Annotated in this window: 21 protein-coding genes and 1 pseudogene; 18 read left to right on the top strand and 4 right to left on the bottom strand. The window is 74.5% G+C overall.

Features of this window, described 5'->3' with window-relative positions:
* Position 1 precedes the first annotated feature (1 nt).
* Positions 2-448: a 50S ribosomal protein L9 gene (gene rplI, locus OG550_RS18660; protein ID WP_327679004.1), complete on the top strand. Its 447-nt coding sequence runs from the start codon at positions 2-4 to the stop codon at positions 446-448.
* A gap of 159 nt (positions 449-607) precedes the next feature.
* On the opposite strand, the gene OG550_RS18655 is transcribed toward rplI, so the two are convergent.
* Positions 608-1,933, bottom strand: coding sequence for an MATE family efflux transporter (locus OG550_RS18655; protein WP_327679002.1), 1,326 nt, complete (start codon positions 1,931-1,933; stop codon positions 608-610).
* 590 nt (positions 1,934-2,523) lie between these two features.
* Here OG550_RS18655 and dnaB point away from each other — a divergent pair.
* Positions 2,524-4,014, top strand: a complete 1,491-nt coding sequence (gene dnaB / locus OG550_RS18650; RefSeq protein ID WP_327683964.1) for a replicative DNA helicase — start codon at positions 2,524-2,526, stop codon at positions 4,012-4,014.
* Between the two features lie 48 nt (positions 4,015-4,062).
* On the opposite strand, the gene manA is transcribed toward dnaB, so the two are convergent.
* Positions 4,063-5,262: a mannose-6-phosphate isomerase, class I gene (gene manA, locus OG550_RS18645; protein ID WP_327679000.1), complete on the bottom strand. Its 1,200-nt coding sequence runs from the start codon at positions 5,260-5,262 to the stop codon at positions 4,063-4,065.
* A 314-nt stretch (positions 5,263-5,576) separates the two neighbouring features.
* On the opposite strand from manA, the gene OG550_RS18640 reads away from it, so the two are divergent.
* The 12 genes and pseudogenes from OG550_RS18640 to OG550_RS18585 all read left to right on the top strand — a co-directional run bounded on the left by OG550_RS18640 (position 5,577) and on the right by OG550_RS18585 (position 18,565).
* Entirely contained in the window at positions 5,577-6,338 is a 762-nt protein-coding gene (locus OG550_RS18640) for a polyprenol monophosphomannose synthase (protein ID WP_327678998.1), read from the top strand.
* A gap of 298 nt (positions 6,339-6,636) precedes the next feature.
* On the top strand, positions 6,637-7,650 hold the full coding sequence (locus tag OG550_RS18635; protein WP_327678995.1) for an MBL fold metallo-hydrolase: 1,014 nt from the start codon (positions 6,637-6,639) through the stop codon (positions 7,648-7,650).
* 23 nt (positions 7,651-7,673) lie between these two features.
* Positions 7,674-8,243: pseudogene (mobA, locus tag OG550_RS18630) on the top strand (molybdenum cofactor guanylyltransferase); the annotation flags it as partial.
* A 395-nt stretch (positions 8,244-8,638) separates the two neighbouring features.
* Positions 8,639-8,905 carry a DUF6457 domain-containing protein gene (locus OG550_RS18625; RefSeq protein WP_327678993.1) on the top strand — a complete coding sequence of 89 codons (267 nt, stop codon included), beginning with the start codon at positions 8,639-8,641 and terminating at the stop codon, positions 8,903-8,905.
* A 5-nt stretch (positions 8,906-8,910) separates the two neighbouring features.
* Complete coding sequence (locus OG550_RS18620) at positions 8,911-10,113, top strand: molybdopterin molybdotransferase MoeA (RefSeq protein WP_327683962.1); 1,203 nt, start codon at positions 8,911-8,913, stop codon at positions 10,111-10,113.
* A gap of 71 nt (positions 10,114-10,184) precedes the next feature.
* Entirely contained in the window at positions 10,185-11,180 is a 996-nt protein-coding gene (locus tag OG550_RS18615; RefSeq protein ID WP_327683960.1) for a potassium channel family protein, read from the top strand.
* Between the two features lie 11 nt (positions 11,181-11,191).
* Complete coding sequence (locus tag OG550_RS18610) at positions 11,192-11,755, top strand: YbaK/EbsC family protein (protein ID WP_327678991.1); 564 nt, start codon at positions 11,192-11,194, stop codon at positions 11,753-11,755.
* Positions 11,756-11,807: 52 nt separating this feature from the next.
* Positions 11,808-12,785, top strand: a complete 978-nt coding sequence (locus tag OG550_RS18605; protein WP_327678989.1) for an NAD(P)H-quinone oxidoreductase — start codon at positions 11,808-11,810, stop codon at positions 12,783-12,785.
* A 161-nt stretch (positions 12,786-12,946) separates the two neighbouring features.
* Entirely contained in the window at positions 12,947-14,029 is a 1,083-nt protein-coding gene (locus OG550_RS18600; RefSeq protein WP_327678987.1) for a hypothetical protein, read from the top strand.
* 243 nt (positions 14,030-14,272) lie between these two features.
* Positions 14,273-14,881 (top strand): bacterial proteasome activator family protein, encoded by a 609-nt coding sequence (locus OG550_RS18595; RefSeq protein ID WP_442906017.1) that lies wholly within the window; start codon positions 14,273-14,275, stop codon positions 14,879-14,881.
* A 333-nt stretch (positions 14,882-15,214) separates the two neighbouring features.
* The gene (locus tag OG550_RS18590; protein WP_327678985.1) at positions 15,215-16,615 is read left to right on the top strand and encodes a protein kinase domain-containing protein; all 1,401 of its coding nucleotides are present in this window, start codon (positions 15,215-15,217) and stop codon (positions 16,613-16,615) included.
* Positions 16,616-16,726: 111 nt separating this feature from the next.
* Positions 16,727-18,565 carry a protein kinase domain-containing protein gene (locus OG550_RS18585; protein WP_327678983.1) on the top strand — a complete coding sequence of 613 codons (1,839 nt, stop codon included), beginning with the start codon at positions 16,727-16,729 and terminating at the stop codon, positions 18,563-18,565.
* A 49-nt stretch (positions 18,566-18,614) separates the two neighbouring features.
* On the opposite strand, the gene OG550_RS18580 is transcribed toward OG550_RS18585, so the two are convergent.
* The gene (locus OG550_RS18580; protein WP_327678981.1) at positions 18,615-19,703 is read right to left on the bottom strand and encodes a phosphotransferase; all 1,089 of its coding nucleotides are present in this window, start codon (positions 19,701-19,703) and stop codon (positions 18,615-18,617) included.
* Between the two features lie 65 nt (positions 19,704-19,768).
* Positions 19,769-20,428, bottom strand: a complete 660-nt coding sequence (locus tag OG550_RS18575; protein WP_327678979.1) for a response regulator transcription factor — start codon at positions 20,426-20,428, stop codon at positions 19,769-19,771.
* Positions 20,429-20,806: 378 nt separating this feature from the next.
* Between OG550_RS18575 and pdhA the strand changes: the two genes are divergently transcribed.
* The 4 genes from pdhA to OG550_RS18555 all read left to right on the top strand — a co-directional run bounded on the left by pdhA (position 20,807) and on the right by OG550_RS18555 (position 25,900).
* Positions 20,807-21,961: a pyruvate dehydrogenase (acetyl-transferring) E1 component subunit alpha gene (pdhA, locus tag OG550_RS18570; protein ID WP_442906016.1), complete on the top strand. Its 1,155-nt coding sequence runs from the start codon at positions 20,807-20,809 to the stop codon at positions 21,959-21,961.
* The gene (locus OG550_RS18565; RefSeq protein WP_442906015.1) at positions 21,961-22,935 is read left to right on the top strand and encodes an alpha-ketoacid dehydrogenase subunit beta; all 975 of its coding nucleotides are present in this window, start codon (positions 21,961-21,963) and stop codon (positions 22,933-22,935) included. Before pdhA ends, OG550_RS18565 begins: the two co-directional genes overlap by 1 nt.
* Positions 22,936-22,948: 13 nt before the next feature.
* On the top strand, positions 22,949-24,409 hold the full coding sequence (locus tag OG550_RS18560; protein WP_327678975.1) for a dihydrolipoamide acetyltransferase family protein: 1,461 nt from the start codon (positions 22,949-22,951) through the stop codon (positions 24,407-24,409).
* Positions 24,410-24,664: 255 nt separating this feature from the next.
* Entirely contained in the window at positions 24,665-25,900 is a 1,236-nt protein-coding gene (locus OG550_RS18555; protein WP_327678973.1) for a benzoate/H(+) symporter BenE family transporter, read from the top strand.
* Positions 25,901-26,079: the final 179 nt, after the last annotated feature.

Genomic DNA, 26,079 nt, shown 5'->3' with positions numbered 1-26,079 from the left:
AATGAAGATCATCCTCACGCACGAGGTGCCGGGTCTCGGCTCCGCCGGCGAGGTCGTCGAGGTCAAGGACGGCTACGCCCGCAACTACCTGGTCCCGCGTGGCTACGCCATCCGCTGGACCAAGGGCGGCCAGAAGGACGTCGACGCCATCCGTCGCGCCCGCAAGATCCACGAGATCCAGACCCTTGAGGCCGCCAACGAGGTCAAGGGCAAGCTTGAGGGCGTCCAGGTCAAGCTGGCCGTTCGCTCGGGCGAGGCCGGCCGTCTGTTCGGCTCGGTGACCCAGGCCGACGTCGTCGAGGCCATCAAGGCCGCCGGCGGCCCGGTGGTGGACAAGCGCGCCGTCGCGATCGCCTCGCCGATCAAGACCGTGGGCACCCACAAGGTCTCGGTCAAGCTGCACTCCGACGTCCAGGCCAACCTCGACGTCGCCGTCGTCGCCGCCTGAACCCGGTAGCGACAGCTCCGTAGCAGTGCCCTGAGGGCCGGTCCCCCCGTGCGGGGGACCGGCCCTCGGTCGTTTCCCTGGGTGCTCCCGGTCCCGGTCGTGGGCGGTTGCGGCTGCGGTCGTGGGCGGTTGCGGTCCCGGTGGCGGGGCGGCCCGGCCTCAGCTCCGGACCGCTCCGGTGACCAGCCACCGGCCGCTCCGCGCCCGCCAGGTGAGGAAGCCGCCGCGGACCAGCATGAACAGGTTCATCGCCCACCAGAGCCCGGCCAGGCCGGTGCCGGAGGCCGGCACCGCGAGGGCGGCCGGCGCGAAGACCGCCAGCGTGCCGAGCATCGCCCAGGCCAGGTAGGGGCCGTCGCCGGCGCCCATCAGCACCCCGTCCAGGACGAAGACCAGGCCGGCCACGGGCTGGCAGAGCGCGAGCAGCAGCAGTGCGGTGTCCAGCTGGGCCTGCACCTGCGGGTCCGGGGTGAACAGCGGGACGTACAGCGGCCGGGCGACCACGACCAGCAGTCCGAGCAGCACGCCGGCGCCGACGCCCCACTCGATCATCCGCCGGGTGGCCGCCCTGGCGCCGGGGACGTCCCCGGCGCCCAGGTAGCGGCCGATGATGGCCTGGCCGGCGATCGCGATCGCGTCCAGCGCGAAGGCGATGAAGAGGAAGACCGTCATGGCGATCTGGTGCGCCGCCATCTGGTCGTCGCCGAGCCCGGCGGCGACCGCGGTGGCGATCATCAGGATGGCGCGCAGGCTCAGGGTGCGGACCATCAGCGGCCCGCCGGCCTTCGCGCACGCCCGGATCCCGGCCGCGTCCGGCCGCAGCGAGGCCCGCTCGCGACGGGCGCCGCGCACCACCACGTACAGGTAGGCGGCGGCCATCCCGGTCTGCGCCAGGACGGTACCCCAGGCGGAACCGGCCACCCCCAGCCCGGCGCCGTACACCAGGCCGACGTTCAGGCCGAGGTTGGCGGTGAACCCGACGACGGCCACCAGCAGCGGCGTCCGGGTGTCCTGGAGGCCGCGCAGCACGCCGGTGGCGGCCATCACCATCAGGACCGCCGGGATGCCCAGCGCACTGATCCGCAGGTAGGTCACCGCGTACGGGGCGGCCGTCGGGGAGGCGCCCAGCAGCTCCGCCGTCCAGGGGGCGAGCAGCAGGGTCAGCACGACCACCCCGGCGGAGAGCAGCAGCGCGAGCCAGATGCCGTCGATGCCCTGCTGGACCGCGGCCCGGCGGTCCCCGGCGCCGATCCGGCGGGCGACCGCGGCGGTGGTGGCGTAGGCGAGGAAGACGAAGACCCCGGTGGCGGTGGTGAGCGCGGCCGAGGCGACGCCGACACCGGCCAGCTGCGCGGTGCCGAGGTGGCCCACGACGGCCGAGTCGGCCATCAGGAAGAGCGGCTCGGCGACCAGGGCGCCGAAGGCCGGGACGGCCAGGGCGAGGATCTCCCGGTCGTGCCGGCGGCGGTCGGTGGTGAGGGTCATGGGGTCAAGGCTACTCATCCACAGGTAAGAGGTGCCAGGGGTATTCATCACTTACTCGGAAGTGTGAGCGACCGGGGCGTCCGCGTCTGTGTCCACCGCCACCCGGCTGTGTGTGAAGAATTTCTCATGCACAGCCCCGGGACGGGGGAATCGCAGGTCAGCGGGTTGACGGTGGATCGATGGTCTGGTTATCCACAGGGCTTTCCACAGGGGCGTCCACAGGTTTGCGGCACTTCTCCACAGTCGTGGGCCGCTCGTCCACACCCCCTGTGGATAACCGCCTTGGCTGAAGGGCTCCCGGCGCCTTAGCGTGGGCCCTCCGCCCGACACTCCCACCCGCTCCGGCGTCCGATTTGTCGGTGCGGTGGCGTAGAAATGCGGTGGCGCGGAAACCGGGCTCCGCCGCAGCCGGCCACCGGCAAGGACCGCTCCAACTCGCACCACTCGCTGATCGGGGAACACGCGTGACCGGCCCCCAGTACGACGACCACGACGCCCCGCCGCCGGAGGACGACTGGCAGACCGCCGACGATCCCTTCCCCGTCGGCGCCTTCGCCGACGCCCCGTTCCCGGACGGCCCCGGGGACCGGCTGCCGGTCTCCCGCGCGCGCGGCGACGGACAGGGCCAGGGCGGCTCCGGCGGCTTCCAGAAGGGCGGCAAGGGCGGCGGGTCCGGGGGTTCCGGCGGCTTCCAGCGCGACGGCGGCAAGCGGCGGCAGAACGGCGAGGACGAGCGTGCCGAGGGCGGCCTCGACGGCTTCGAGCGGGTCCCCCCGCAGGACCTCGCCGCCGAGCAGTCCGTCCTCGGCGGCATGCTGCTCTCCAAGGACGCCATCGCCGACGTGGTCGAGGTGCTCAAGCCGGCCGACTACTACCGGCCCGCGCACGAGCTGATCCACGGCGCGATCCTCGACCTCTACGCCCGCGGCGAGCCGGCCGACCCGATCACCGTGGCCGGGGAGCTCACCAAGCGCGGCGAGCTCCAGCGGGTCGGCGGCCCCGGCTACCTGCACACCCTGGTCAACTCCGTCCCGACCGCCGCCAACGCCGAGTACTACGCCGAGATCGTCCACGAGCGCGCGGTGCTGCGCCGGCTGGTCGAGGCCGGTACCCGGATCGCCGGCATGGGGTACGCCGCCGAGGGCGACGTCGACGAGATCGTCAACGCCGCCCAGGCGGAGATCTACGCCGTCACCGAGCAGCGCACCAACGAGGACTACGCGCCGCTCGCCGACATCATGGAGGGCGCCCTCGACGAGATCGAGTCGATCGGCTCCCGCAACGGCCAGATGTCCGGAGTGCCGACCGGCTTCGCCGACTTCGACGCCCTGACCAACGGCCTGCACCCCGGCCAGATGATCGTCATCGCGGCCCGTCCCGCGATGGGAAAGTCCACCCTGGCGCTGGACTTCGCCCGGGCCTGCTCGATCCACCACAAGCTGCCGAGCGTGATCTTCTCGCTCGAAATGGGCCGCAACGAGATCGCCATGCGCCTGCTCTCCGCCGAGGCCCGGGTGGCGCTGCACCACATGCGCTCCGGCTCCATGACGGACGACGACTGGACCCGGGTCGCCCGCCGGATGCCCGACGTCAGCGAGGCGCCGCTGTTCATCGACGACTCGCCGAATCTGTCGATGATGGAGATCCGCGCCAAGTGCCGCCGGCTCAAGCAGCGCAACGACATCAAGCTGGTCGTCATCGACTACCTCCAGCTGATGCAGTCCGGAGGCTCCCGCCGGGCCGAGAACCGCCAGCAGGAGGTCTCCGACATGTCGCGAAACCTGAAGCTGCTGGCCAAGGAGCTGGAGGTCCCGGTGATCGCGCTCTCCCAGCTGAACCGTGGTCCCGAACAGCGCACCGACAAGCGGCCGATGGTCTCCGACCTGCGTGAGTCCGGCTCCATCGAGCAGGACGCCGACATGGTCATCCTGCTCCACCGCGAGGACGCCTACGAGAAGGAGTCCCCGCGCGCCGGCGAGGCCGACCTGATCGTCGCCAAGCACCGAAACGGCCCCACCGCCACCATCACGGTGGCCTTCCAGGGCCACTACTCCCGCTTCGTCGACATGACCCGGGACTGACGGCCGCGCTCGGCGACGTCCCCGCCCGGGGCCGCCGGGGCCCCGGGTTCAGAGCGTGACGGTGGCGCGGAAGACGGTGGCGCCGGTGCCGCTGAGCCGGGTCGGGGCGCCGTCGGCCGGGAGGAAGACGGACTCGCCGCGGGCGAGGTCCAGGACGTCGCCGTCGGCCGCGGTCAGCCGGGCGGTGCCGGCGGTGCAGAGCAGGATCTGCGGGGCGCGGCCGTCCACCTCCCGCTCGCGGCCGTCCAGGGTGAACCGGGAGAGCCGGAACTCGTCGATCGGGACGGGGTAGAGCTCCTCCCCGGGCGTCCCGTCGACCGGGACGGGCAGCAGCGGCTCCGGCGAGCAGGCGGCGAACTCCACCACCCTGAGTAGCTCCGGCACGTCGATGTGCTTGGGCGTGAGCCCCGCGCGCAGCACGTTGTCCGAGTTGGCCTGCAGCTCCACGCAGACGCCGTGCAGATAGGCGTGCGGCACACCGGCGCCGAGGTAGAGCGCCTGGCCGGCCCGGAGCCGGACGTGGTTGAGCAGCAGGCCGGCGATCAGCCCGCGGTCCCCGGGGAAGTCGCGGGTGATCCGGGTGTACGGCGCGTACGGGCCGTGCGGGTCCCCGGCGGCGGCCTTGTCGACCGCCTCGGCGGTGTCCCGGACCGTGGCCCCGGCGGTCGGGCCGTCCAGGCCGAGGGCGGCGGCCAGGGCGCCGCTGAGCGCCTCGGACTCGTCCCCGGCACCCAGCAGGTCGATCAGCGGCGCCAGCGCGGGCACCTTGAGGCCGGCCAGCAGGGCAGCCGCCTCGGCCGGCCTGCGGAAGCCGCAGAGGCCGTCGAACTCGCCCAGCGCGCAGATCAGTTCGGGCTTGTGGTTGGAGTCCCGGTAGTTGCGGTGCGGGGCGTCCAACGGAATGCTCAGGGCGTTCTCGGCGGCGTACCCGGCCCGGGCCTGGTCGAGCGAGGGGTGGGCCTGGATGGAGATCGGGATGCCGGGCGCGAGGACCTTGAGCAGGAACGGCAGGGTGGGCCCGAACCGGGCCACCGAGGCGGCGCCCAGCTCGCGCTCCGGGTCGGCGGCGATCAGCTCGTCCAGCCGGCGCGGCCCGTCGCCACGGTCGGCCCGGGAGGGGTCGCCGGGGTGGGCACCCATCCAGAGCTCGGCCTGCGGTTCGCCGGTCGGCTCCTGCCCGAGCAGCTCGGGCAGGGCGCTGACCGATCCCCAGGCGTACGGGCGGACGGTGTTGACGAGCTTGTCCATGGGCGCGGTCCTGCTCCTTTGCTGCGGTGGCTGGTGGCCGAGTCGCCGGGCGGCGGTCACCGGGCGGGCGGGTGGTCCGGGCAAAGGCCGGGCATCGACCCTAGCCGACCGGCAGCTCCCCAGGGGAAACGGCGGGTGGGAGCCGGGAGTGCCGCGGACGGAGGGGTGGTCCGGGGGTCCGGTAGTAGGATGCCAGGACCCAGTGTTTTCCACAGTGGTCTCCAGGTCGGCGGGACGCCGCCGGGGGCCACGTCTTCTGATGAGTGCGGGCAACGGTGACTGGCACTTCCCGCCACCGGCCGAGAGGTTAGTACGTGACCGTCAACCAGCAGCGTTTTGCTGATCTCGGCAGGGTGCTGGTGATCATTCCGACGTTCAACGAGGCGGAGAACGTCGAGCGGATCGTCGGCAGGGTCCGTGCCGCCGTTCCCGAGGTCCACGTCCTGGTCGCCGACGACAACAGTCCGGACGGCACCGGAGAGCTGGCCGACAAGCTGGCCGCCGAGGACCAGCACGTGCACGTCATGCACCGCAAGGGCAAGGAGGGCCTCGGCGCCGCCTACCTGGCCGGCTTCCGCTGGGGCATCGACCAGGGCTACGACGTGCTGGTCGAGATGGACGCCGACGGCTCGCACCGGCCCGAGGAGCTGGACCGGCTGCTCACCGCGCTGCGCGGGGCCGACCTGGTGCTGGGCTCGCGCTGGGTCCCGGGCGGCCGGGTGGTGAACTGGCCGAAGTCCCGGCTGCTGCTCTCGCGCGGCGGCTCGACCTACTCGCGGCTGATGCTCGGCGTGCCGATCCGGGACGTCACCGGCGGCTACCGGGCGTTCCGCCGGGAGACCCTGCTGGGCCTGGGCATGGACGAGGTCGCCTCCGCCGGGTACTGCTTCCAGGTCGACCTGGCATGGCGCACGGTGAAGGCCGGGTACAAGGTGGCCGAGGTGCCGATCACCTTCGTCGAGCGGGAGCTCGGCGCGTCCAAGATGAGCCGGCACATCGTGGTCGAGGCGCTCTGGCGGGTCACCTCCTGGGGCATCGCCGACCGGCTGTCCCGGCTGACCGGCGGAAAGGCCTGAGCCGGGGGCGAGGGCCGAGGGGCCGGGCCCGGCCCGGACACGCGATCGGGAAGGCGCGCCCCGCCGGGCGCGCCTTCCGCGCTTTCGGCGCGCCGTGCTCCCATGCTGTAGGGCGCGGGGAGCGGCCGTCGGCCGGGTGGCCGCCACCCGTCGGCCGGGACCGCGGACCGGTCCCGGGCCGGGACCGCCCGCAGGGACCCCCGCCGGCCACCGGACGGGGCCGCAGACGCAGGACCGCCCGCCCGCACGACCGACCGCACCACCCGCCTGCAGGACCGCCGACCAGAGGGAGCAGCCAGTGACGTCGTCCCCGCCCGAGGAGAACGCCGCCCCGGCGGGCGCGGCCGACGGGGCCGCCGCCGAGCCGCCGGTGCGGCCGCTGGAGACCGCCGTCTTCACCGGCCCCGAGTCGGCCTTCTTCGCCACCTCCACGCTGATCCTCGGCGAGCGCACCGCGATCCTGGTCGACGCCCAGCTCACCCGGAGCGCAGGCCGCGAGCTGGCCGAGTGGGTGGCCGGCAAGGGCCGCCGGCTGCTCGCCATCGTGGTCACCCACCACCACCCCGACCACTACTTCGGTGCCGAGGAGGTGCTCCGGCTCTTCCCCGAGGCCCAGCTGCTGGCCGCGCCCCCGGTGGTGGCCGGCATCCTGCGCACCGCCGCGGCCAAGGTCGCCCAGTGGAAGCCGGTGTTCGGGGACGACATCCCGGACCACCCGCTGGTACCGGCCCCGCTGCTGCCCCAGCCGCTGATGGTCGACCGGCAGGTGATCCGGGTGCTGCTGCTCGGCCAGGGCGACTGCGACGGCTCCACGGTGGTCCACGTGCCGAGCGCCGGGACCGTGGTCGGCGGGGACTTCGTCTACAACGGCACCCACGTCTGGACCGCCGACACCACGCCGGAGCAGCGCACCGAGTGGACGCGCAACCTCGGCCGGATCGCCGAGCTCGGTGCCGAGCGGGTGATCGCCGGCCACCGGGCGCCCGGGCAGGGCGACGACGCGGCCCGGGTGCTCGCCTTCACCGGTGAGTACCTCCAGGACTTCGACCGGCTGCTGGCCGAGCACCCGGAGGACCCGGAGGCGTTGGCCGCCGCGGTGAACGAGCGGTACGGGGAGCTGACCCTGCCGGCCGTGCTGGAGCTGAGCGCCGCCGCCAACACGGCGCGGTCGGCGGAGCGCGCGGTGCCGGTGGAGCCGGGCGGCCCCGCCGCGCCTCCGGAGGGCGGCCCCGACCGCGACTCCGACGGTGACCCCGACGGCGGCCCGGACCGTCCCGGGACGGAGCCGGGCACCGGAGTGGACGAGGCCTGACCCGTCCGGCGGATACTGGCGGCATGACGCCGTACGACGTGATCGTCCCGGCCGGCGGCGCCGCCCGCAGGCTCGGCGGGGCGGACAAACCCGGCCTGACCGTGGGGGAGACCACCCTGCTGGACCGGGTGCTCGCCGCCTGTGCCGGGGCCCGCACCACCGTGGTGGTCGGCCCGGCCCGGCCCACCGCCCGCCCCGGTGTCCGCTGGACCCGCGAGCGGCCGCCCGGCGGCGGGCCGGTGGCCGCCGTCGCCGCGGGCCTGGCCGAGACGACGGCCGAACTGGTGCTGCTGTTCGCCGCCGACCTGCCCTTCCTCGACGAGCGGACCGTCCGCCGGCTGGCCGCCGCCCTCGACGGCGCCGGACCGGACACCGAGGCGGTCGTGCTGGTCGACGCCGGGGGCCGCGACCAGCCGCTCGCCGCCGCCTACCGCTCCGCCGCCCTGAAGGCCGCGCTGGCCGCCGCCGGTGACCCGGCCGGGCTGCCGCTGCGCCGCCTGACCGGAGGACTGGCGACCCTCCGGCTGGCCGACACCGACGACGTCACCTACGACTGCGACACCTGGGAGGACCTCGCCCGGGCCCGCGAGCGGGACACCCGCTAGAACGCGGATGAGGATCTTGGGCCGGACGGGATCCAGGGCCCCTCTCCGCACCGCCGGTGCACGCACCCCGACGCCGCGCGCCGATCCGACGAGGTCCCGGGGAGAGGCCCCGGCGGCGTGTCCTGCGGACCGGCCCGGGTGCGTGGCCCTTCCCCGGCCGTCGGCCGGGAGGCGCCCCCGGCCGTCGCCGCGTGCCGCGCCCGCCCGGGCGCCGCGGCCCCGTTCCGGCCCGGTACGGCCGGATCCGGCCGGGTTCGGCCCGATCCGCCGGGCAGGCCCGGCCGTCGCTCACGGCCGCCCGCACCTCGGCGTGAGCCAAACGACGCGCGCCGCTCACCGGGCAAACATGCCGGGGAAACCACCGATCAGGCAGCATGGGGCGCATGGAGCGCACGCTGGATGACTGGATCGCCGAGGTCCGGACCGAGCTGGACATCGACCTGGACGTCGACGTCCACGGACTGCTCGACCTGGCCCGGGTGGTCGCCCACGGGGTGGCCCGGCCCGCCGCGCCGCTGACCGCCTTTCTGATCGGCTACGCGGCGGCCCAGCGGGGCGGCGGCCGGGAGGCCGTCGCCGAGGCGTCGCGGCGGACCGCCGCCCTCGCCGAGCGCTGGGCGGCGCAGGACCCCGCGCCGGGGCAGCCGTGAGCGCGGTGGAGGACCTCGCCGTGCTCGACCAGCCGCCGACCCCCGCCCGTCCGACCGGCTGGTCGCGGGCCCGGGAGACCGCCCGGCGGGCCGGCCGGACCGCGCTCGCGCCGCTCCGGCTGCCGCTCGCCGAGACGCTCGGCCACACCCTCGCCGAGCCGCTCGCCGCGCTCACCGACCTGCCCGCCTTCGACACCTCGGCGATGGACGGCTGGGCGGTCGCCGGCCCCGGCCCCTGGCGGGTGGCGGGCCGGCAGCTGGCCGGACGGCCCGCCACCGGCCCGCTGGCCGACGGCGCCGCCGTGGAGATCGCCACCGGGGCCCAGCTGCCGCCCGGTGCCACCGCCGTCCTCCGCCGTGAGCACGGCGAGCCGACGGGAACGCTGCTGTACGACCGCACCCCCGGCTCGCTGACCACCGGCCAGGACGTCCGCCCGCGCGGCCAGGAGTGCCGGCTGGGCGAGCCGCTGCTCCCGGCCGGCACCCCGGTCGGCCCGGCCACGCTGGGCCTGGCCGCCGCCTGCGGCCACGACCTGCTGGCCGTCCGTCGCCGTCCGGTGGTCGAGCTGCTGGTGCTCGGCGACGAACTGCTCGACTCCGGCCTGCCCCGGCCCGGCCTGGTCCGCGACGCGCTCGGCCCGCTGCTGCCGCCGTGGCTGCGCGCGGCCGGCGCCGAGACCGGTGCGCCGCGCGCCGTCCGGGACGACTTCGGCCTGCTGCGGGACGCCCTGCGGCACTCCACCGCCGACGTGGTGGTCACCACCGGCGGGACGGCCGCCGGCCCGGTGGACTTCCTGCACCGGGCGCTCGCCGAGGTCGGCGCCCGGCTGCTGGTGGACGGGGTCGCCGTCCGGCCCGGCCACCCGATGCTGCTCGCCGAACTGCCCGGCGGCCGCCACCTGGTGGGCCTGCCCGGCAATCCGCTGGCCGCGGTGGCGGGGACGGTCACGCTCGCCCTGCCGCTGCTGCACGGGCTGGCCGGGCGTTCCACCGCCCGCCCGGTGCTGGCGGCCGCTGTCGACGCCCTGCCCGGGCACCCGGTGGACACCCGGCTGCTGCCGGTCCGCCGAACCGAGCACGGTGTCGTCCAACTCCCCTACGACGGACCGGCGATGCTCCGCGGCCTGGCGCGGGCCGACGCGCTGGCGGTGGTGCCGCCCGGCGGCACCGCGGCCGGCGACCCGGTCGAGCTGCTGGAGGCACCGTGAACACCCGACGCAGGCGCGAGCGGTACCCCGGACCGCTCACCCCCGGGACGGAGCCCTGGGCGGACGCCGGGATCGTGCTGCCGGCCCGCCGGACGGCGCCCGCCGTCCGGCAGGTCGGCTTCCGGCTGCTGATCGCGCTCGCCGTGCTGGTGGCCACCACGGTGATCGTCTGGCTGGACCGCGCCGGGTACAACGACAACGCCGGCGGCGGGCTGAGCTTCCTCGACGCGGCGTACTACGCCACCGTGACGCTCTCCACCACCGGGTACGGCGACATCACCCCGTACAGCGAGGGCGCCCGGCTCACCAACATCCTCGTGATCACGCCGCTCCGGGTGGTCTTCCTGATCATCCTGGTCGGCACCACCCTCGAAGTGCTCACCGAACGCACCCGTCAGCAGTGGCGGTTGAACCGCTGGAGGTCCACCGTGCGCGAGCACACCGTCGTGATCGGCTACGGCACCAAGGGTCGCAGCGCGGTCGACACGCTGCTCGGCCAGGGGGTGCGCAAGGACGAGATCGTGGTGGTCGACCCGCAGCGCAAGGTGATCGACCAGGCCGCCCAGCACGGCCTGGTCGGCGTGGTCGGGGACGCCACCCGGGCCGACACCCTGATCCGGGCCGGACTGCCCACGGCCGCCCGGGTGGTGGTCGCGCCGGAGCGGGACGACACCGCCGCCCTGGTCACCCTGACGGCCCGCCAGCTCACCAGGTCGGCCACCATCGTCGCCGCCGTCCGGGAGGACGAGAACGCGCCGCTGCTCCGCCAGAGCGGCGCGAACGTCGTGGTCACCAGCTCCAGTTCGGCCGGGCGGCTGCTCGGGATGTCGATGCTCAGCCCGCACGCCGGCGAGGTCATGGAGGACCTGCTGACCTACGGCAACGGCCTGGACGTGTACGAGCGCCCGGTCACCCGGGCCGAGGCCGGGCACAGCCCGCGCGAGTGCGAGGACCTGGTGGTGGCGGTGGTCCGCGGCCGCCGGGTGATCAACTACAACGAGCCGGAGGCGCGGACGCTGCAGCTCACCGACCGGGTGATCGTCATCAAGGGTCCGGCCGGCACGTAGGGTCGGGCAGCATGAGCGATCGACCGCAACTCCCCTTCGGAACCTTCGAGTCCTGCACGCCGGCGCTGGAGGCCGGTGAGTCGCTGGCCGGCCCGGTGGCGGACGCCCTGAAGAACTGGGACGACCGGGAGGCCGCCCGGTCCGTGCTGTACGTGGACACCGACCCGGAGAAGGCCGACACCGCCGTCTTCTGCGAGACCTACGGCGTACCGCTGGAGGTCTCGGCGAACTGCGTGGTGGTCGCCGCCAAGCGCGGCGGCGACACCACCCTGGCGGCCTGCCTGGCCCTGGCGACCACCCGGGTCGACGTCAACCGGGCCGTCCGCAGGCACCTGGAGGCCCGCAAGGCGTCGTTCGCGCCGATGGACGCCGCCGTCGCGGGGAGCGGCATGGAGTACGGCGGCATCACCCCGGTCGGCCTGCCCGCGGACTGGCCGCTGCTGGTCGACGCGGCGGTGGCCGCGACGCCGTACGTCCTGGTGGGCAGCGGGCGCCGGCGGGGCAAGCTGATCCTGCCGGGCCGGGTGCTGGCCGGGCTGCCGGGCGCCGTGGTGCTGCCGGAACTGGCCGGATAGGGGCGTGTCCCGGGCCGGTCGGGGCGGGGTGGCGCGGAGTAGCGTCGGGATCATGCATGCGATGACGATTCCTGAACCCGGCGGGCCCGACGCGCTGGTCTGGGCCGAGGTGCCGGATCCGGTGCCCGGCGAGGGCGAGGTCCTGGTCGAGGTGGCGGCGACCGCCGTCAACCGCGCCGACCTGCTCCAGCGGCAGGGCCTCTACAGTCCGCCGCCCGGCAGCTCGCCCCACCCCGGCCTGGAGTGCGCGGGACGGATCACCGCACTGGGCCCCGGGGTGGCCGGCTGGGCGGTCGGCGACGAGGTCTGCGCGCTGCTGGTCGGCGGCGGGTACGCGGAGAAGGTGGCGGTCCCGGTCGGCCAGCTGCTGCCGGTGCCGAAGGGCCTGACCCCGGAACAGGCCGCCGCGCTGCCGGAGGTCGTCTGCACGGTCTGGTCCAACGTGTTCCTCACCGCCCATCTGCGGCCGGGCGAGACGGTGCTGCTGCACGGCGGCGCCAGCGGCATCGGCACGATGGCGATCCAGCTGGCCAAGGCGGTCGGCGCGCGGGTGGCGGTGACGGCGGGCAGTGCCGCCAAGCTGGCCCGGTGCGCGGAACTGGGCGCCGACATCCTGATCGACTACCGGGAGCAGGACTTCGTCGAGGTGCTCCGGGAGGCCACCGGCGGGGCCGGGGCGGACGTGATCCTGGACATCATGGGCGCCAAGTACCTGCAGCGGAACGTGGACGCCCTGGCGGTCAACGGGCGCCTGGTGGTCATCGGGCTGCAGGGCGGGGTGCAGGGGGATCTCAACCTCAACACGCTGCTGCGCAAGCGCGGCGCGGTGATCGCGACCAATCTGCGGGGCCGGCCGCTCGCCGAGAAGGCGGCGATCGTGGCGGCGGTGCGCGAGCACGTCTGGCCGCTGGTGGAGTCGGGGGTGGTGAAGCCGGTGGTCGACCGGGTGCTGCCGCTGGCCGACGCGGCCGACGCGCACCGGGTGGTGGAGGCCGGCGAGCAGGTCGGCAAGGTGGTGCTGCGGGTCTGAGGCGGGACGCCGGCCAGGGCGCCGGTCGGGGCGGGAGTCGGGCGCGCCTGGTGGGCAGCCGTTCGAAATGCCCTGAATGTCGGATTGTGTGAGTCTGGTCGGGAGCTGTCCCGCCGCCGATCCCGCCCTGCGCGGTCGGCCGTCGCGGAAGGACCTCGACCGTGGCCGCACCTTCGTACGCGTTCCTCGGGCCGCTGCCCGCAGCCTTGTCGCACCGCCGTTCCAGCCGATCCGGCCGCGCCGGGCGTGTCCGCGCCCGGCGCGCCGAGCGGTGCTCGCGGCGGCTGCTGGTGCTGGCGGTACTCGGCCTCGCCGTGCCGCTGGCGGCCCCGGTGGCGGTCGCCGTTCCCGCCGGGCCCGGCTCCTCCGCCGTGCGCGCCGTCCCCCTCGCCCCGGCCGTCTCCGTGACGCCTCCCGCGGCCGTGGCACCGGACGGGGCGGGCGCACCGGCCGGGCCGGACGGGCCCGCGGAGCCGGACGGGCCGGACGCGGGTGGGGTGGTGCGCTCCGGACCGCCCTCCCCGGCCCCGGCGGATCCGTCCGCCGAACCCGCCGCGGAACCCGCCGCGGAACCCACCGCCGCCGCCACCCCGTCGGACGCCCCTGCGGCCACCGGCGGCGCCTCCGCCGAGCCCGAGCCCGCGGTGGAGGCGGAGCCCGAGCCCGCGGTGGAGCCCGGGTCGGCCGTCCCGGAGCCCGCACCGTCGGCGCTCCCCGAAGTGCAACCGGAACCGAAGCCGGTGCCGGGCACCTCGCCCGCTCCTGCGGCGTCCGCGACCGCCGTCACCACCGCCGTCACCTCCGCCGTCGCCACCGGCCTCGCCCCCGCCGCACCGCCGCGGGCCCAGGGCGTCCACCCCCGGCCCGGCCCCGGCGGGCCCCGGGCCGACCGCGACCAGGGCTGGTACCGGCACCGTCCGGGCCCGGCGCCCGAACGCGTGCGGTCGGCTCCGGAGCGCGGCCGGGAGCAGCCCGTCGAGCCGGTCCCGGAGCAGCCGGTCGAGGCCGGGGCGACCGGGCCCGCGGCGGCCCCCGACGCGACCGGGGGCCCCGCCGACTCGGCCGACACCACGGGGAGCTCGGCCCTGGCGTTCGGCCGGCCCGACCCGCAGGCCGCGGCGGTGACGGCCGTGCTGCCCGCGCACTGGCGCGACGCCTCCACGCTCCAGCTGCCGCTCGGGGCCGGTCTCGGCCTGATCGGGTGCGGGCTGGGCCTGATCGGCCTCCGGCTGCGCAGGGGCTGAGCGGCGACCGCCGGGGGCACCGGGACGGCCCGGTGCCCTCCCGGCCCGCCCGGCAGCGCGGCCCGGGGGTGCGGCCCGGATCCCCGAGAACTGAGTATCCGTACGGATACCGCCACCCCGGCCGCGGGGCGTAGCGTCGTGTCCGGGAAGGCAGCGGCGCCGACGCGGCGGCCGGTGCCGGACCGGGGGCGATGCGGTCGGGGGCCTCCACCCGACCAACCCCAGTGAGGGAGAATGTGGTTCATGACGAATCCGATGAACGAGCGCTCGTCGCAGGAGCTCTACCAGGGCATGGGCGGGCAGTCGCAGGACGGCCAGAAGGTGCTGATCGTCGGACCGGACGGGCTGCCGGTGGGCCAGGGGATGGCCGGCGTGCCGGGGAACGACGACGGTGACGGCCCGCGTGAACTGCCGGTGACCGAGATGGTCGAGCAGCCGGCCAAGGTCATGCGGATCGGCAGCATGATCAAGCAGCTGCTGGAGGAGGTCCGGGCGGCTCCCCTCGACGAGGCCAGCCGCGCCCGGCTGAAGGACATCCACGCCAGCTCGATCAAGGAGCTGGAGCTCGGTCTGGCCCCCGAGCTGGTCGCCGAGCTGGAACGGCTCTCACTGCCGTTCACCGAGGACTCGATCCCGACCGAGGCCGAGCTGCGGATCGCGCAGGCGCAGCTGGTGGGCTGGCTGGAGGGCCTGTTCCACGGCATCCAGACGGCCCTGTTCGCACAGCAGATGGCGGCGCGGGCGCAGCTGGAGCAGATGCGGCGGGCACTGCCGCCCGGTCTGCACGGCGGCGATCCGGAGGGTGACGAGCCGGGCGAGGGCCGCGGCATCCGCTCCGGCCCGTACCTGTAGGCCCGGAGGCCCCGTCGACCCGCGGCGGGGCACCGCAGGACCACCGCGGGACCGGCGGGCCGGGGCACCGCCCCGGCCGCCACGGCATCGGGCGTACCACGACGACCCGGTGCCGAACGCACTACCGACCGGTACCGGGTCGCGGACCGGACACAGTGTCGGCCCTGGGCCGATCACCGTCACCGCGAGCCGATACCCTGGGCCCCTGTCGCAGGCCGGGCGAGCGCGGCGACAGGGGCAGGGCAGGCCAGCGGGCCGGGCCCGGACACGTACGGACGAGACCGAACGTCACGGTCGCGGCGGCACCGCCGCGCCGAGGGGGAGCAGAGGACCATGAGCGAGCACGGCAACGCGGCGGTCGAGGGCTACTCCCTGGGCAACGGCCGGTACGTGCTGCAGCGGGTGCTGGGCGAGGGCGGCATGGCCTCCGTGCACCTCGCCTACGACAACGTGCTGAAGCGGTCGGTGGCGCTGAAGAGCATGCACGCCGAGCTCGGTCGGGACGAGTCGTTCAAGGAGCGGTTCCGCCGTGAGGCGCAGGCCGTGGCCCGGCTGGAGCACGAGAACATCGTCCGGGTCTACGACACGGGTGAGGACGTCGCCCCCGACGGCTCCACCACTCCGTTCATCGTGATGCAGCTGGTCGACGGCAAGGGCCTGCGCGACGCGATCAACGAGGCGGTCGCCCAGCACGGTGCGATGCCGGTCGAGGAGGCGCTGCGGGTCACCGTCGGCGTGCTGAACGCGCTGGAGGCCTCGCACGACCAGGGCCTGGTGCACCGTGACATCAAGCCCGGCAACGTCATGTTCGACCGCAAGGGCGTCGTCAAGGTCATGGACTTCGGCATCGCCCGCGCGCTGGAGAGCGGCGTCACGTCGATGACGCAGACCGGCATGGTGGTCGGCACCCCGCAGTACCTCTCGCCCGAGCAGGCGCTCGGCAAGCCGGTGGACGCCCGTTCCGACCTCTACTCGGTCGGCGTGATGCTCTTCGAGATGATCACCGGTCAGCTGGTCTTCGACGGCGACTCGGCCTTCTCGATCGCCTACAAGCACGTCCAGGAGGAGCCGCCGGCGCCGTCCGCGCTCAACCGGGCGCTCAACCCGGCGGTCGACGAGTTCGTCGCCACGGCGCTGCGGAAGGACCCGGCGCACCGGTTCCCGAGCGCGGCCGCGATGCGGGACGAGGCCGAGCGGCTGATCGCGGCGGTCAAGGGCGGCGGCAGCCCGCTGGCGGCCAGTTCGCCGCTGGTGATCACCGACGGCCCGCGTTCGGTGCACGCCGCCCCGCCGGCCCCGCACGCTCCGCAGGCCCCGCAGACGCCGCCGCCGTTCCACCAGCCGCAGGCCTACCAGACGCCGCCGCCGGCCTTCCAGACCGCGCCGCCGCCGTTCCCGCAGCAGGCGCACACCCCGCCGCCGCAGGCCTACCAGACCCCGCCGCCGGCGTTCCAGACCCCGCAGCCGTTCCCGCAGGCGCACACCCCGCCGCCGCAGCCGATGCCGGCGCCGCCGTTCCAGCCGGCCCCCGCGTCGAACAGCGGCGGCTGCTCGACGGCCCTGGTGATCGTCGGCATCATCGTCGGCGTGATCGTGCTGGCGGTCATCATCATCGCCATCGTGGTCAACCGGGCCAACAACGAGACCGACTCGGGGACGACCTCGCGCAGCGCCGGGCGGACCGCGACCGTGCTCCACCTGGACGGTCCGGCCGACCGGAATGGCCTGCTCTGACGCGTTCCATCCGAATCGGGCGTGCTACGGGGGCAGGCCGGAAGCGGTAGCGTTCGGGGACACGAGGCGACAGGGCACCGCGATCCGAGCGAAGGCCCGGGGCGAGGAGCGATGGCACAGACGCAGCATCCGGACGACGACGGGGGAGCCTGGGCGCCCGGTGCGGCCGGCGGAGCTCCGATGACGCCCGGCACGGGTAGCGACGCCGCCACCTCCGCCCTCCCGCCGTTCGGCGGCCCGCAGACGCCGGGCCGGGGCACCGCCGCCCCGCTGGGGACGGTCGGCGACGGCCGCTACCGGCTGACCCACCGGCTCGGCCGCGGCGGCATGGCCGAGGTGCTCGCCGCCCAGGACGTCAGGCTCGGCCGGACCGTGGCGGTCAAGCTGCTCCGCGGCGAGCTGGCCCAGGACGAGATCGCCAGGCTCCGCTTCACCCGCGAGGCGCACGCCGTCGCCGCGCTCAACCACCACGCGATCGTCTCGGTGTACGACACCGGCGAGGAGTACGTCGGCGAGGAGTCGACGCCGTACATCGTGATGGAGCTGGTCGAGGGCCGGACCGTCCGCGAACTCCTGGTGGACGAGGCGGAGCCGCCGATCGACCAGGCGCTGCTCATCATCGCCGGGGTGCTGGAGGCGCTCGCCTACAGCCACCGGCACGGCATCGTGCACCGTGACATCAAGCCGGCCAACGTGATCATCACGACCACCGGCGCGGTCAAGGTGATGGACTTCGGCATCGCCCGCGCGCTCACCGGCACCGCCTCCACCATGACCCAGACCGGCATGGTCATGGGCACCCCGCAGTACCTCTCGCCCGAGCAGGCGCTCGGCAAGCCCGTCGACCACCGCTCCGACCTGTACGCGGCCGGCTGCATGCTCTACGAGCTGCTGACGCTGCGCCCGCCGTTCACCGGCGACACCCCGCTCTCGGTGGTCTACCAGCACGTCCAGGACATGCCGGTGCCGCCCTCGCAGGCGAACCCGCGGGTTCCGGCGGCGCTCGACCCGCTGGTGCTGCGCTCGCTGGCCAAGAACCCGGACGACCGCTTCCAGGACGCCGACGAGTTCCGCGCCCACCTGGAGCACGCGCTGCGCGAGCTGCACGGCGGCACGGGTGCCTGGGCGGCCGGGTCCGGTGCCGCCGGGCTGGCCGCGGCCGGGCAGGGCCACGGCGTGCCGATGCCCGGCACGGACGAGACCGCGGTGCTCGGCGCCGGGATCCCCGGCGACCCGACGACGGTGCTGCCGTACCAGGTGCCGGGCGGGCCGCAGACCCCGTCCTCGCCCTACCCGGCGGTCGGCGGACCGTACGGCGGCGGTGGCGACGGGTCCGGTGGCGGTGGTGGCGGCGACGGGCACGGGCACGGGCGCGGCGGCTCCGGCCGGCGCGGGCCGTGGCGCTGGGTCGCCGGCATCGTGGCGGTGATCGTCGCCTCAGGCGTCGGCATCGCACTGGCGCTCAGCGGCTCGGACGACGGCGAGGGCGGCAAGCCCGGCGAGACCACCCCGTCGTCCAGCGTGGTGTCGACCGCGCCGGAGGCCACCGCGCCCACCACGGGGGGCAGCCTGACCCAGGCTCCGACCACCCCGAACAGCAGGCGGCCGCAGCAGCCGACCGACAACGGCAACGGCGGCGGCAACGGCAACAACAGCGGCAACCAGAGCCAGCCGCCGGCGACCTCGGGCGGCAAGCACCCGATGTCGCCGACGCCGAGCGTCCCCGGCAGCAAGCCGCCGACGCCGTCCACGACGCCGACGGGGCCGGAGACCACCCCGCCGCCCACCGCCCCGACCACCGGGACGGGCGGCAGCGGGACGACCGCTCCGACGTCGGCCCCGCCGGCGACCCAGCAGCCGGTGCCGACGTCGCAGCCGGCCACCCAGCCGGCGGGCGGCACCACGCCGAAGCCGCCGGTTCAGCCCCCCACCCCGCCGGCGGGCGGCTGATCCGCCGGGGCGGCGGCCGATCCGTGAGGGCGGCCGCCGCCCCGCGGGGTCAGTTGGCGAAGGCGTCCAGGACCTGCTCGTACTCCTGGCACCACCACGCCAACTGACCCGCGGAGGCGGGGTAGAGCGGGTCGGCCCGGTGGTCGCCCCGCTGGTAGCGCCACTGGAGCATCCAGAAGTCGTTCAGCCGCTCCCACCAGACCCGGTGCACGGCTGCGGCCAGGTGCTCGGCGGTGGCGGCCCCGGTGGCCCGGTACGACTGCGAGTAGTGCCGGACGCGGACGAGGTCGAGTACCCCGGTGGCCCGGTCGTTGAAGACCAGGGTGGCCGCGCGGACGGCCTCCTCGGCGCGCGGTTGAGGCCCGAGCTTGTCCCAGTCGAGGACCGCTGAGATCCGGTCGCCGTCGTGCAGCAGGTTGAGCCCGTGGAAGTCGCCGTGCGTCCAGCCGGTGGGCGGGGCGGTCCGCGGGGCGGGCCGGCGGTGCGCGTGCTCGGCGAGCAGCTCCAGCCGTTCGGTGAGCCGGCGTACGACCAGGGCGTCCAGCTCGTCGTAGGGGCGGTGGTCGCCGGCGTGCGAACGGAGTTCACGGGCCAGTGTCGAGCTGTCGAGGGGGTCGGCGCTTCGGTAGCCGAGGGGCTGCTCGGTGGGGGCGCAGACGTCGTCGAGGGCGCCGTGCAGTCGGCCGAGCAGCGTGCCGAGGTCGTCGCACTGCGGTACGGAGAGCTCCGTACCGTGCCGGTGTCGGCCATCCACCCAGGGGAAGAGCGCGAACAGCCGGCCGCCGAACGCGGCGACCGTGCAGGCCCGTTCGGCGAGGGCCAGCGGGGGCATGACGGGCAGTCCCAGGGCGGCGAGCGCGGCCATGGCGCGGTGGTGGCCGGTGACCGCCTCGCGGCCGGCGGTCGCGGCGTCGACGTAGCACTTCAGGAAGTAGGTGCCGGCTTCGGTGGTGACGCGGTAGCCCCGGTTCAGCAGGCCTTCGGCGACGGGTTCGGCGGTGAGCAGGCGGCCCACCCGGTACCGGCGGAGGACCTCGGCGAGGGCGGCGTGCGGTACGGGCGGGCTGAGGGTTCCTATCGGCGGGGCCGAGAGGTCGGGGCGGGCTGGTGCACAGGCAAGGGTCTGGCTGAAAGTCACAGCCAGAGGTTAGGGCCCCCCGGCGGGGGTCCTTGACAAGTCGTCAGATATGTGCACTCGGCGGATCAGTGCTGGTGGTCCGCCTGGTGCCGTGCGACGAAGGCGGCCGCCTGGGTCCGCCGCTCCATCCCCATCTTGGCGAGCAGACTGGAGACGTAGTTCTTGACCGTCTTTTCCGCGAGGTGCAACTCGTTCCCGATCTGACGATTGGTCATCCCTTCGCCGATCAGGTCCAGAATGCGGCGCTCCTGCTTGGTGAGCTGGGCCAGTCGTTCGTCCTCCTTCTCGCCGCCGTCCCGGAGCCGGGCCAGCACCCTGCTCGTGGCCACCGGGTCGAGCAGCGACTTCCCGGCCGCGACGTCCCGCACGGCGGTGATCAGGTCGGTGCCGCGGATCGCCTTCAGCACGTAGCCGGAGGCCCCGGCCATGATCGAGTCGAACAGCGCCTCGTCGTCGGAGAAGGAGGTCAGCATCAGGCACTTGATCTCCGGCATCCGGGAGCGGATCTCCCGGCACACCTCGACGCCGTTGCCGTCCGGGAGGCGGACGTCGAGGACCGCGACGTCGGGGTGGACGGCCGGGATCCGGGTGAGCGCCTCGGCGGCGGTGCCGGCCTCGCCGACCACCTCGATGTCGTCCTCGACCGAGAGGAGTTCGTGGACGCCCCGCCGGACCACCTCATGGTCGTCGAGCAGGAATACCCTGATTTGTCCGTTATCAGTCACGCGCAAAGCCTCCCATATCACCGTACGGAAGACCTATCGCCCCCACCACGGCAGGGGCGTGATCCGGCCAGAGCGGGAGAAAGCGATGCCGGTAACCCCCTTACGCGGGAGCTCCTGCCCGGATAACGTGCGCAGGTGTCCTGAAGGCGACCGAATTGAGAGCTGCGCCACACCCGCAGTTGTCGGCACCCAACAACTAGGACGTCCTAGCGCAGACGCGCCGGGGGCGGACGCTGGGTAACGTTCTCGTGAGGGCGCCGTCGGAAGAGGAACACCACCTGCCCCGCAGTAGGTGCGCACACCCACGCGCGCCCCGCGGAGCGGTGACCGGACCGGTCACCGGCGACCCCGGGCGGCCGGACAGACCGAGGAGTGAACGTGACCGTCAAAAGCACGGCGAGGGCCCGCAAGAAGGCGGCCCCCGGCGTCCCTGAGACCCTCCGCGCCACGGGTACGGACGCCCAGCCGGAGCTCGTGCAGCTGCTCACCCCGGAAGGCGAGCGGGTCGAGCACCCGGACTACCCGCTCACCGTGGAGCCGGAGGAGCTTCGCGCCCTCTACCGCGACCTGGTGCTGGTGCGCCGGTTCGACGCCGAGGCGACCTCCCTGCAGCGCCAGGGCGAGCTCGGCCTGTGGGCCTCGCTGCTCGGCCAGGAGGCCGCGCAGGTCGGCTCCGGGCGCGCGCTGCGCCCGGGCGACTACGCCTTCCCGACCTACCGCGAGCACGGCGTCGCCTGGTGCCGCGACGTCGACCCGCTGAACCTGCTCGGGATGTTCCGCGGCGTGAACCACGGCGGCTGGGACCCGAACGAGAAGAACTTCCACCTCTACACCATCGTGATCGGCGCGCAGACCCTGCACGCCACCGGCTACGCGATGGGGATCACCAAGGACGGCTCCGACGACGCGGTCATCGCGTACTTCGGCGACGGTGCCTCCAGCCAGGGCGACGTCAACGAGGCCTTCACCTTCGCCTCGGTCTACAACTCGCCGGTGGTGTTCTTCTGCCAGAACAACCAGTGGGCGATCTCCGAGCCCACCACCACCCAGACCAAGATCCCGCTGTACCGCCGCGCCTCCGGCTTCGGCTTCCCGGGCGTCCGGGTCGACGGCAACGACGTGCTGGCCTGCCTGGCCGTCACCCGCTGGGCACTGGAGCACGCGCGCAGCGGCAACGGCCCGGTCCTGATCGAGGCGTTCACCTACCGGATGGGCGCGCACACCACCTCCGACGACCCGACCCGCTACCGGCCCACCGAGGAGACCGAGGCCTGGAAGGCCAAGGACCCGATCAGCCGGCTCAAGGCCCACCTGGAGCGGGAGGGCCTGGCCGACGAGGAGTTCTTCGCCTCGGTCGACGCCGAGAGCGAGCAGCTCGGGCTGCGGGTGCGCGAGGGCGTGCGCAGCATGCCGGACCCGGACCCCACCCTGATCTTCGACCACGTCTACGCCGAGCCGCACACGCTGGTCGATGAGGAACGGGCCGGGTACGTCGAGTACGCGGCCTCCTTCGAGGCGGGGGAGAACCTCTGATGGCCGGTCAGCTCAGCATCGCCAAGGCGCTCAACGACGCCCTGCGGAAGTCGCTGGAGAGCGACCCGAAGACCGTCCTGATGGGCGAGGACATCGGCAAGCTCGGCGGCGTCTTCCGGATCACCGACGGCCTGCAGAAGGACTTCGGCGAGGACCGGGTGATCGACACCCCGCTCGCCGAGTCCGGCATCGTCGGCACCGCGATCGGCCTGGCCCTGCGCGGCTACCGCCCGGTGGTCGAGATCCAGTTCGACGGCTTCGTCTACCCGGCCTTCGACCAGATCGTCTCCCAGCTGGCCAAGATGCACGCCCGTGCGCTCGGACACGTGAAGATGCCGGTCACCGTCCGCATCCCGTACGCGGGCGGCATCGGCGCGGTCGAGCACCACAGCGAGTCGCACGAGGCCTACTTCGCGCACACCGCCGGTCTGCGCGTGGTCTCCCCCTCCAACGCGCACGACGCGCACTGGATGCTGCGCCAGGCCATCGAGTCGGACGACCCGGTGATCTTCCTGGAGCCCAAGCGCCGCTACTGGGACAAGGGCGAGGTCGGCGTGAGCGCCGACCTCGGGCTGTACGACGCCCGGATCGTCCGCCCCGGCAGCGACGCCACGCTGATCGCCTACGGCCCGATGGTCAAGGTCTGCCTGGAGGCCGCCGCGGCCGCCGAGGAGGACGGCCGCCGGCTGGAGGTCATCGACCTGCGCTCGCTCTCCCCGGTGGACTTCACCGCCCTGGAGGAGTCGGTCAAGCGCACCGGGCGCGGCATCGTGGTCCACGAGGCGCCGGTCTTCCTGGGCATGGGCGCCGAGCTGGCCGCCCGCCTCACGGAGCGCTGCTTCTACCACCTGGAGGCGCCGATCCTGCGGGTCGGCGGCTACCACGCGCCGTATCCGCCGTCCCGGGTCGAGGAGGCGTTCCTGCCCGACCTGGACCGCGTGCTCGACGCCGTCGACCGCGCGTTCGCCTACTGAGCGGGGAGCGAAGATGACCACCGAAGTTCGCTCGCTCCGCGAGTTCAAGATGCCCGACGTCGGCGAGGGCCTCACCGAGGCCGAGATCCTCAGCTGGTACGTCAAGCCCGGTGACACCGTGACGGACGGCCAGGTCGTCTGCGAGGTGGAGACCGCGAAGGCCGCCGTGGAGCTGCCGATCCCGTTCAACGGGGTCGTCGAGCAGCTGTTCTTCCCGGAGGGCGCGACGGTCGACGTCGGCACCGTGATCATCTCGGTCGCGGTGGCCGGGGAGGTGGGGGCACCCGCGCCCGTCGCCGCCGCCCCGGCCGCCGCCGCCCCGGCCGCCGCGGCCCCGGCCCCGGCCTCCGACGCCGAGCCCGAGCGCCGCGAGGTGCTGGTCGGCTACGGTCCGCGGACCGGCGTCGCCCAGCGGCGGGCCCGTCGCACCACCGTGGTGGCGACCGCCGTCGCGGTCCCGGCGCTCGTCGCGGCACCGGTCGCGGTACCGGCGCCCGTCGCGGTCCCCGCGCCCGCGGCGGTGCCCGAGCCGTCCGCCGCCGTCACCGGCGACCGCCCGCTGGCCAAGCCGCCGGTGCGCAAGCTCGCCAAGGACCTCGGGATCGACCTGCGGGCCGTCACCCCGACCGGCCCCGACGGCGTCATCACCCGCGAGGACCTGCACGCCCACGCGGCGGCCGCCACCGCTCCGGCGGCGGCCCCGGCCGAGGTCCCGGTGGAGGCGGCGGTCACCGAGCCGGCCGTCCCCGCACAGCCGGTCGCCGCGGCCGCGGGCGACGTCCGGGTGCCGATCAAGGGCGTCCGCAAGGCGACCGCGCAGGCGATGGTGGCCTCGGCCTTCACCGCCCCGCACGTCACCGAGTTCGTCCAGGTCGACGTCACCCGCACGATGAAGTTCGTCCGCCGGCTCAAGGAGAGCGGCGAGCTGGGCCGGGACGTCCGGGTCAGCCCGCTGCTGCTGGTCGCCCGGGCGCTGCTCACCGCGATCAAGCGCCATCCCGAGATCAACGCCCAGTGGGACGAGGCGGCCCAGGAGATCGTGATCAAGGGCCAGGTGAACCTCGGCATCGCCGCGGCCACCCCGCGCGGCCTGATCGTCCCCAACATCAAGGACGCGGGCGGCAAGACGCTCGCGGGCCTGGCGGTGTCGCTCGGCGAGCTGGTCGACACCGCCCGCCAGGGCAAGACCTCGCCGAACGACATGCAGGGCGGCACGGTCACGATCACCAACGTCGGCGTCTTCGGCGTCGACACCGGCACCCCGATCCTCAACCCGGGGGAGGCGGCGATCCTCGCGTTCGGCGCGGTCCGGGAACTGCCCTGGGTGCACAAGGGCAAGGTGGTCCCCCGGCAGGTGACCACGCTGGCGCTCTCCTTCGACCACCGCCTGGTGGACGGGGAACTGGGCTCCAAGGTGTTGGCCGACGTGGCGGGCATCCTGGAGTACCCGAAGCGCCTGATCACCTGGGGCTGAGCCCCGGGTACCGACGTGGAAGGGCCCTGCCCCCGCACCGTGGTGCGGGGGCAGGGCCCTTTCCGTGCCCGGCGCACCGGGCACGGCCGGTCAGCGCCGGCCGGGACGCAGCCGGCGCACGGCGACCAGGACGCCCGCGCCGGTGGCGGCGAGGTATGGACGCTTCTTCCGGCGAACGGTTGCGGGCGGGGCGGAAGTTTTCTCCGGGACGCCCGGGCCTGCCCGCCGGGCGGTCCCGGGCGGGATACTGCCGGGATGGCAGAGGAGCTGATAGCCCGTTCGGCCGACGGTCGTACCGACCCTCCGGGGGAGCGCCGGTCGCTGCGCCGGGACGCCTCCGGTCCCGCGCTGCTGGCCGGACTGGTGTGCATCGTGGTGTCGTTCTCCGGGCCGCTGGTCGTGGTGCTGGCGGCGGCCGCGGCCGGACGGCTGGACCAGGAGCAGACCGCCTCCTGGATCTGGGCGGTGGCCGTCGGCAGCGGTCTGACCTGCCTGCTGCTCAGCTGGTGGACCAGGACGCCGGTGATCACCGCCTGGTCGACCCCCGGCGCCGCCCTGCTGGTGACCAGCCTGGGCGACTACCCGTACCGGGAGGCGGTCGGCGCGTTCCTGGTGAGCGGGGTGGCGGTGGCGCTCTTCGGGGTCACCGGGCTGTTCGGCCGGCTGATCGCCGCCGTCCCGGCCGGGATCGTCAACGCGATGCTGGCGGGCATCCTCTTCTCCTTCGGCGCCGGGATCTTCGGCGCGGTGAAGGGCGCGCCCGCCCTGGTGCTCGGCAGCTTCGCGGCCTTCCTGCTCGCCAAGCGGCTGGCCCCGCGGTACGCCGTGCCGGCCGCGCTGCTGGTCGGCGGGGTGCTGGCGGCCCTCACCGTCGGGCTGTCGCCGGAGCTCGGCCCGGGCGGGCCGACCAGGCCGGTCCTCACCGTGCCCGCGTTCGCCGGCCCGGCGATGGTGGGCCTGGCGCTGCCGCTCACCATCGTCGCGCTGGCCTCGCAGAACGCGCCCGGCCTCGGGGTGATGCGGGCCTTCGGCTACCGGCCGGACGACCGGCTGCTGATCGGGTCCACCGGTGGGGTCTCCGTCCTGCTGGCGCCGTTCGGCTCACCCGGCATCAACCTGGCGGCGATCACCGCCGCCGTCTGCGCGGGCCCGGAGAGCCATCCCGACCCCCGCCGTCGTTATGTGGCCGGGATGTCGGCGGGCGTGCTCTACCTGTTGGTGGGAAGCTTCGGCGGCGTCCTGGTGAGTCTGTTCACCGGGCTGCCGACGGAGCTGGTCGCGGTGATCGCCGGGGTCGCGCTGCTGGCCTCGCTGCAGGGCAGCCTGGCCGCGGCGGTCGCCGAGGAGCGGGGCCGGGACGCGGCGGTGGTGACCTTCCTGGCCACCGCCTCCGGGATGAGCCTGTACGGCATCGGCTCGGCGTTCTGGGGGCTGCTGTTCGGCCTCGCCACCCACCTGGTGCTGGAGCTGCGGCCGGGCCGGGGCCGCTGAGGTCACGGCCAGTGGTGATCATCCACCTGACAGGACTCATAGGTATGACTGGTGAGGTCCTTGTCGTTCGGCCAGCTCGGTGACATTTTCGCCGATCGGTGAGGCCGACACGCCGGTCCGGGTACGTCTTCGCGTCCACCACCCGGGCGACGCCGGGTGACCGGAACGTCGAGGACGCA

It is taken from the genome of Kitasatospora sp. NBC_00458 (genome assembly GCF_036013975.1).
Taxonomy (GTDB): domain Bacteria; phylum Actinomycetota; class Actinomycetes; order Streptomycetales; family Streptomycetaceae; genus Kitasatospora.
This window is presented reverse-complemented; position numbering and strand designations above follow the sequence as displayed.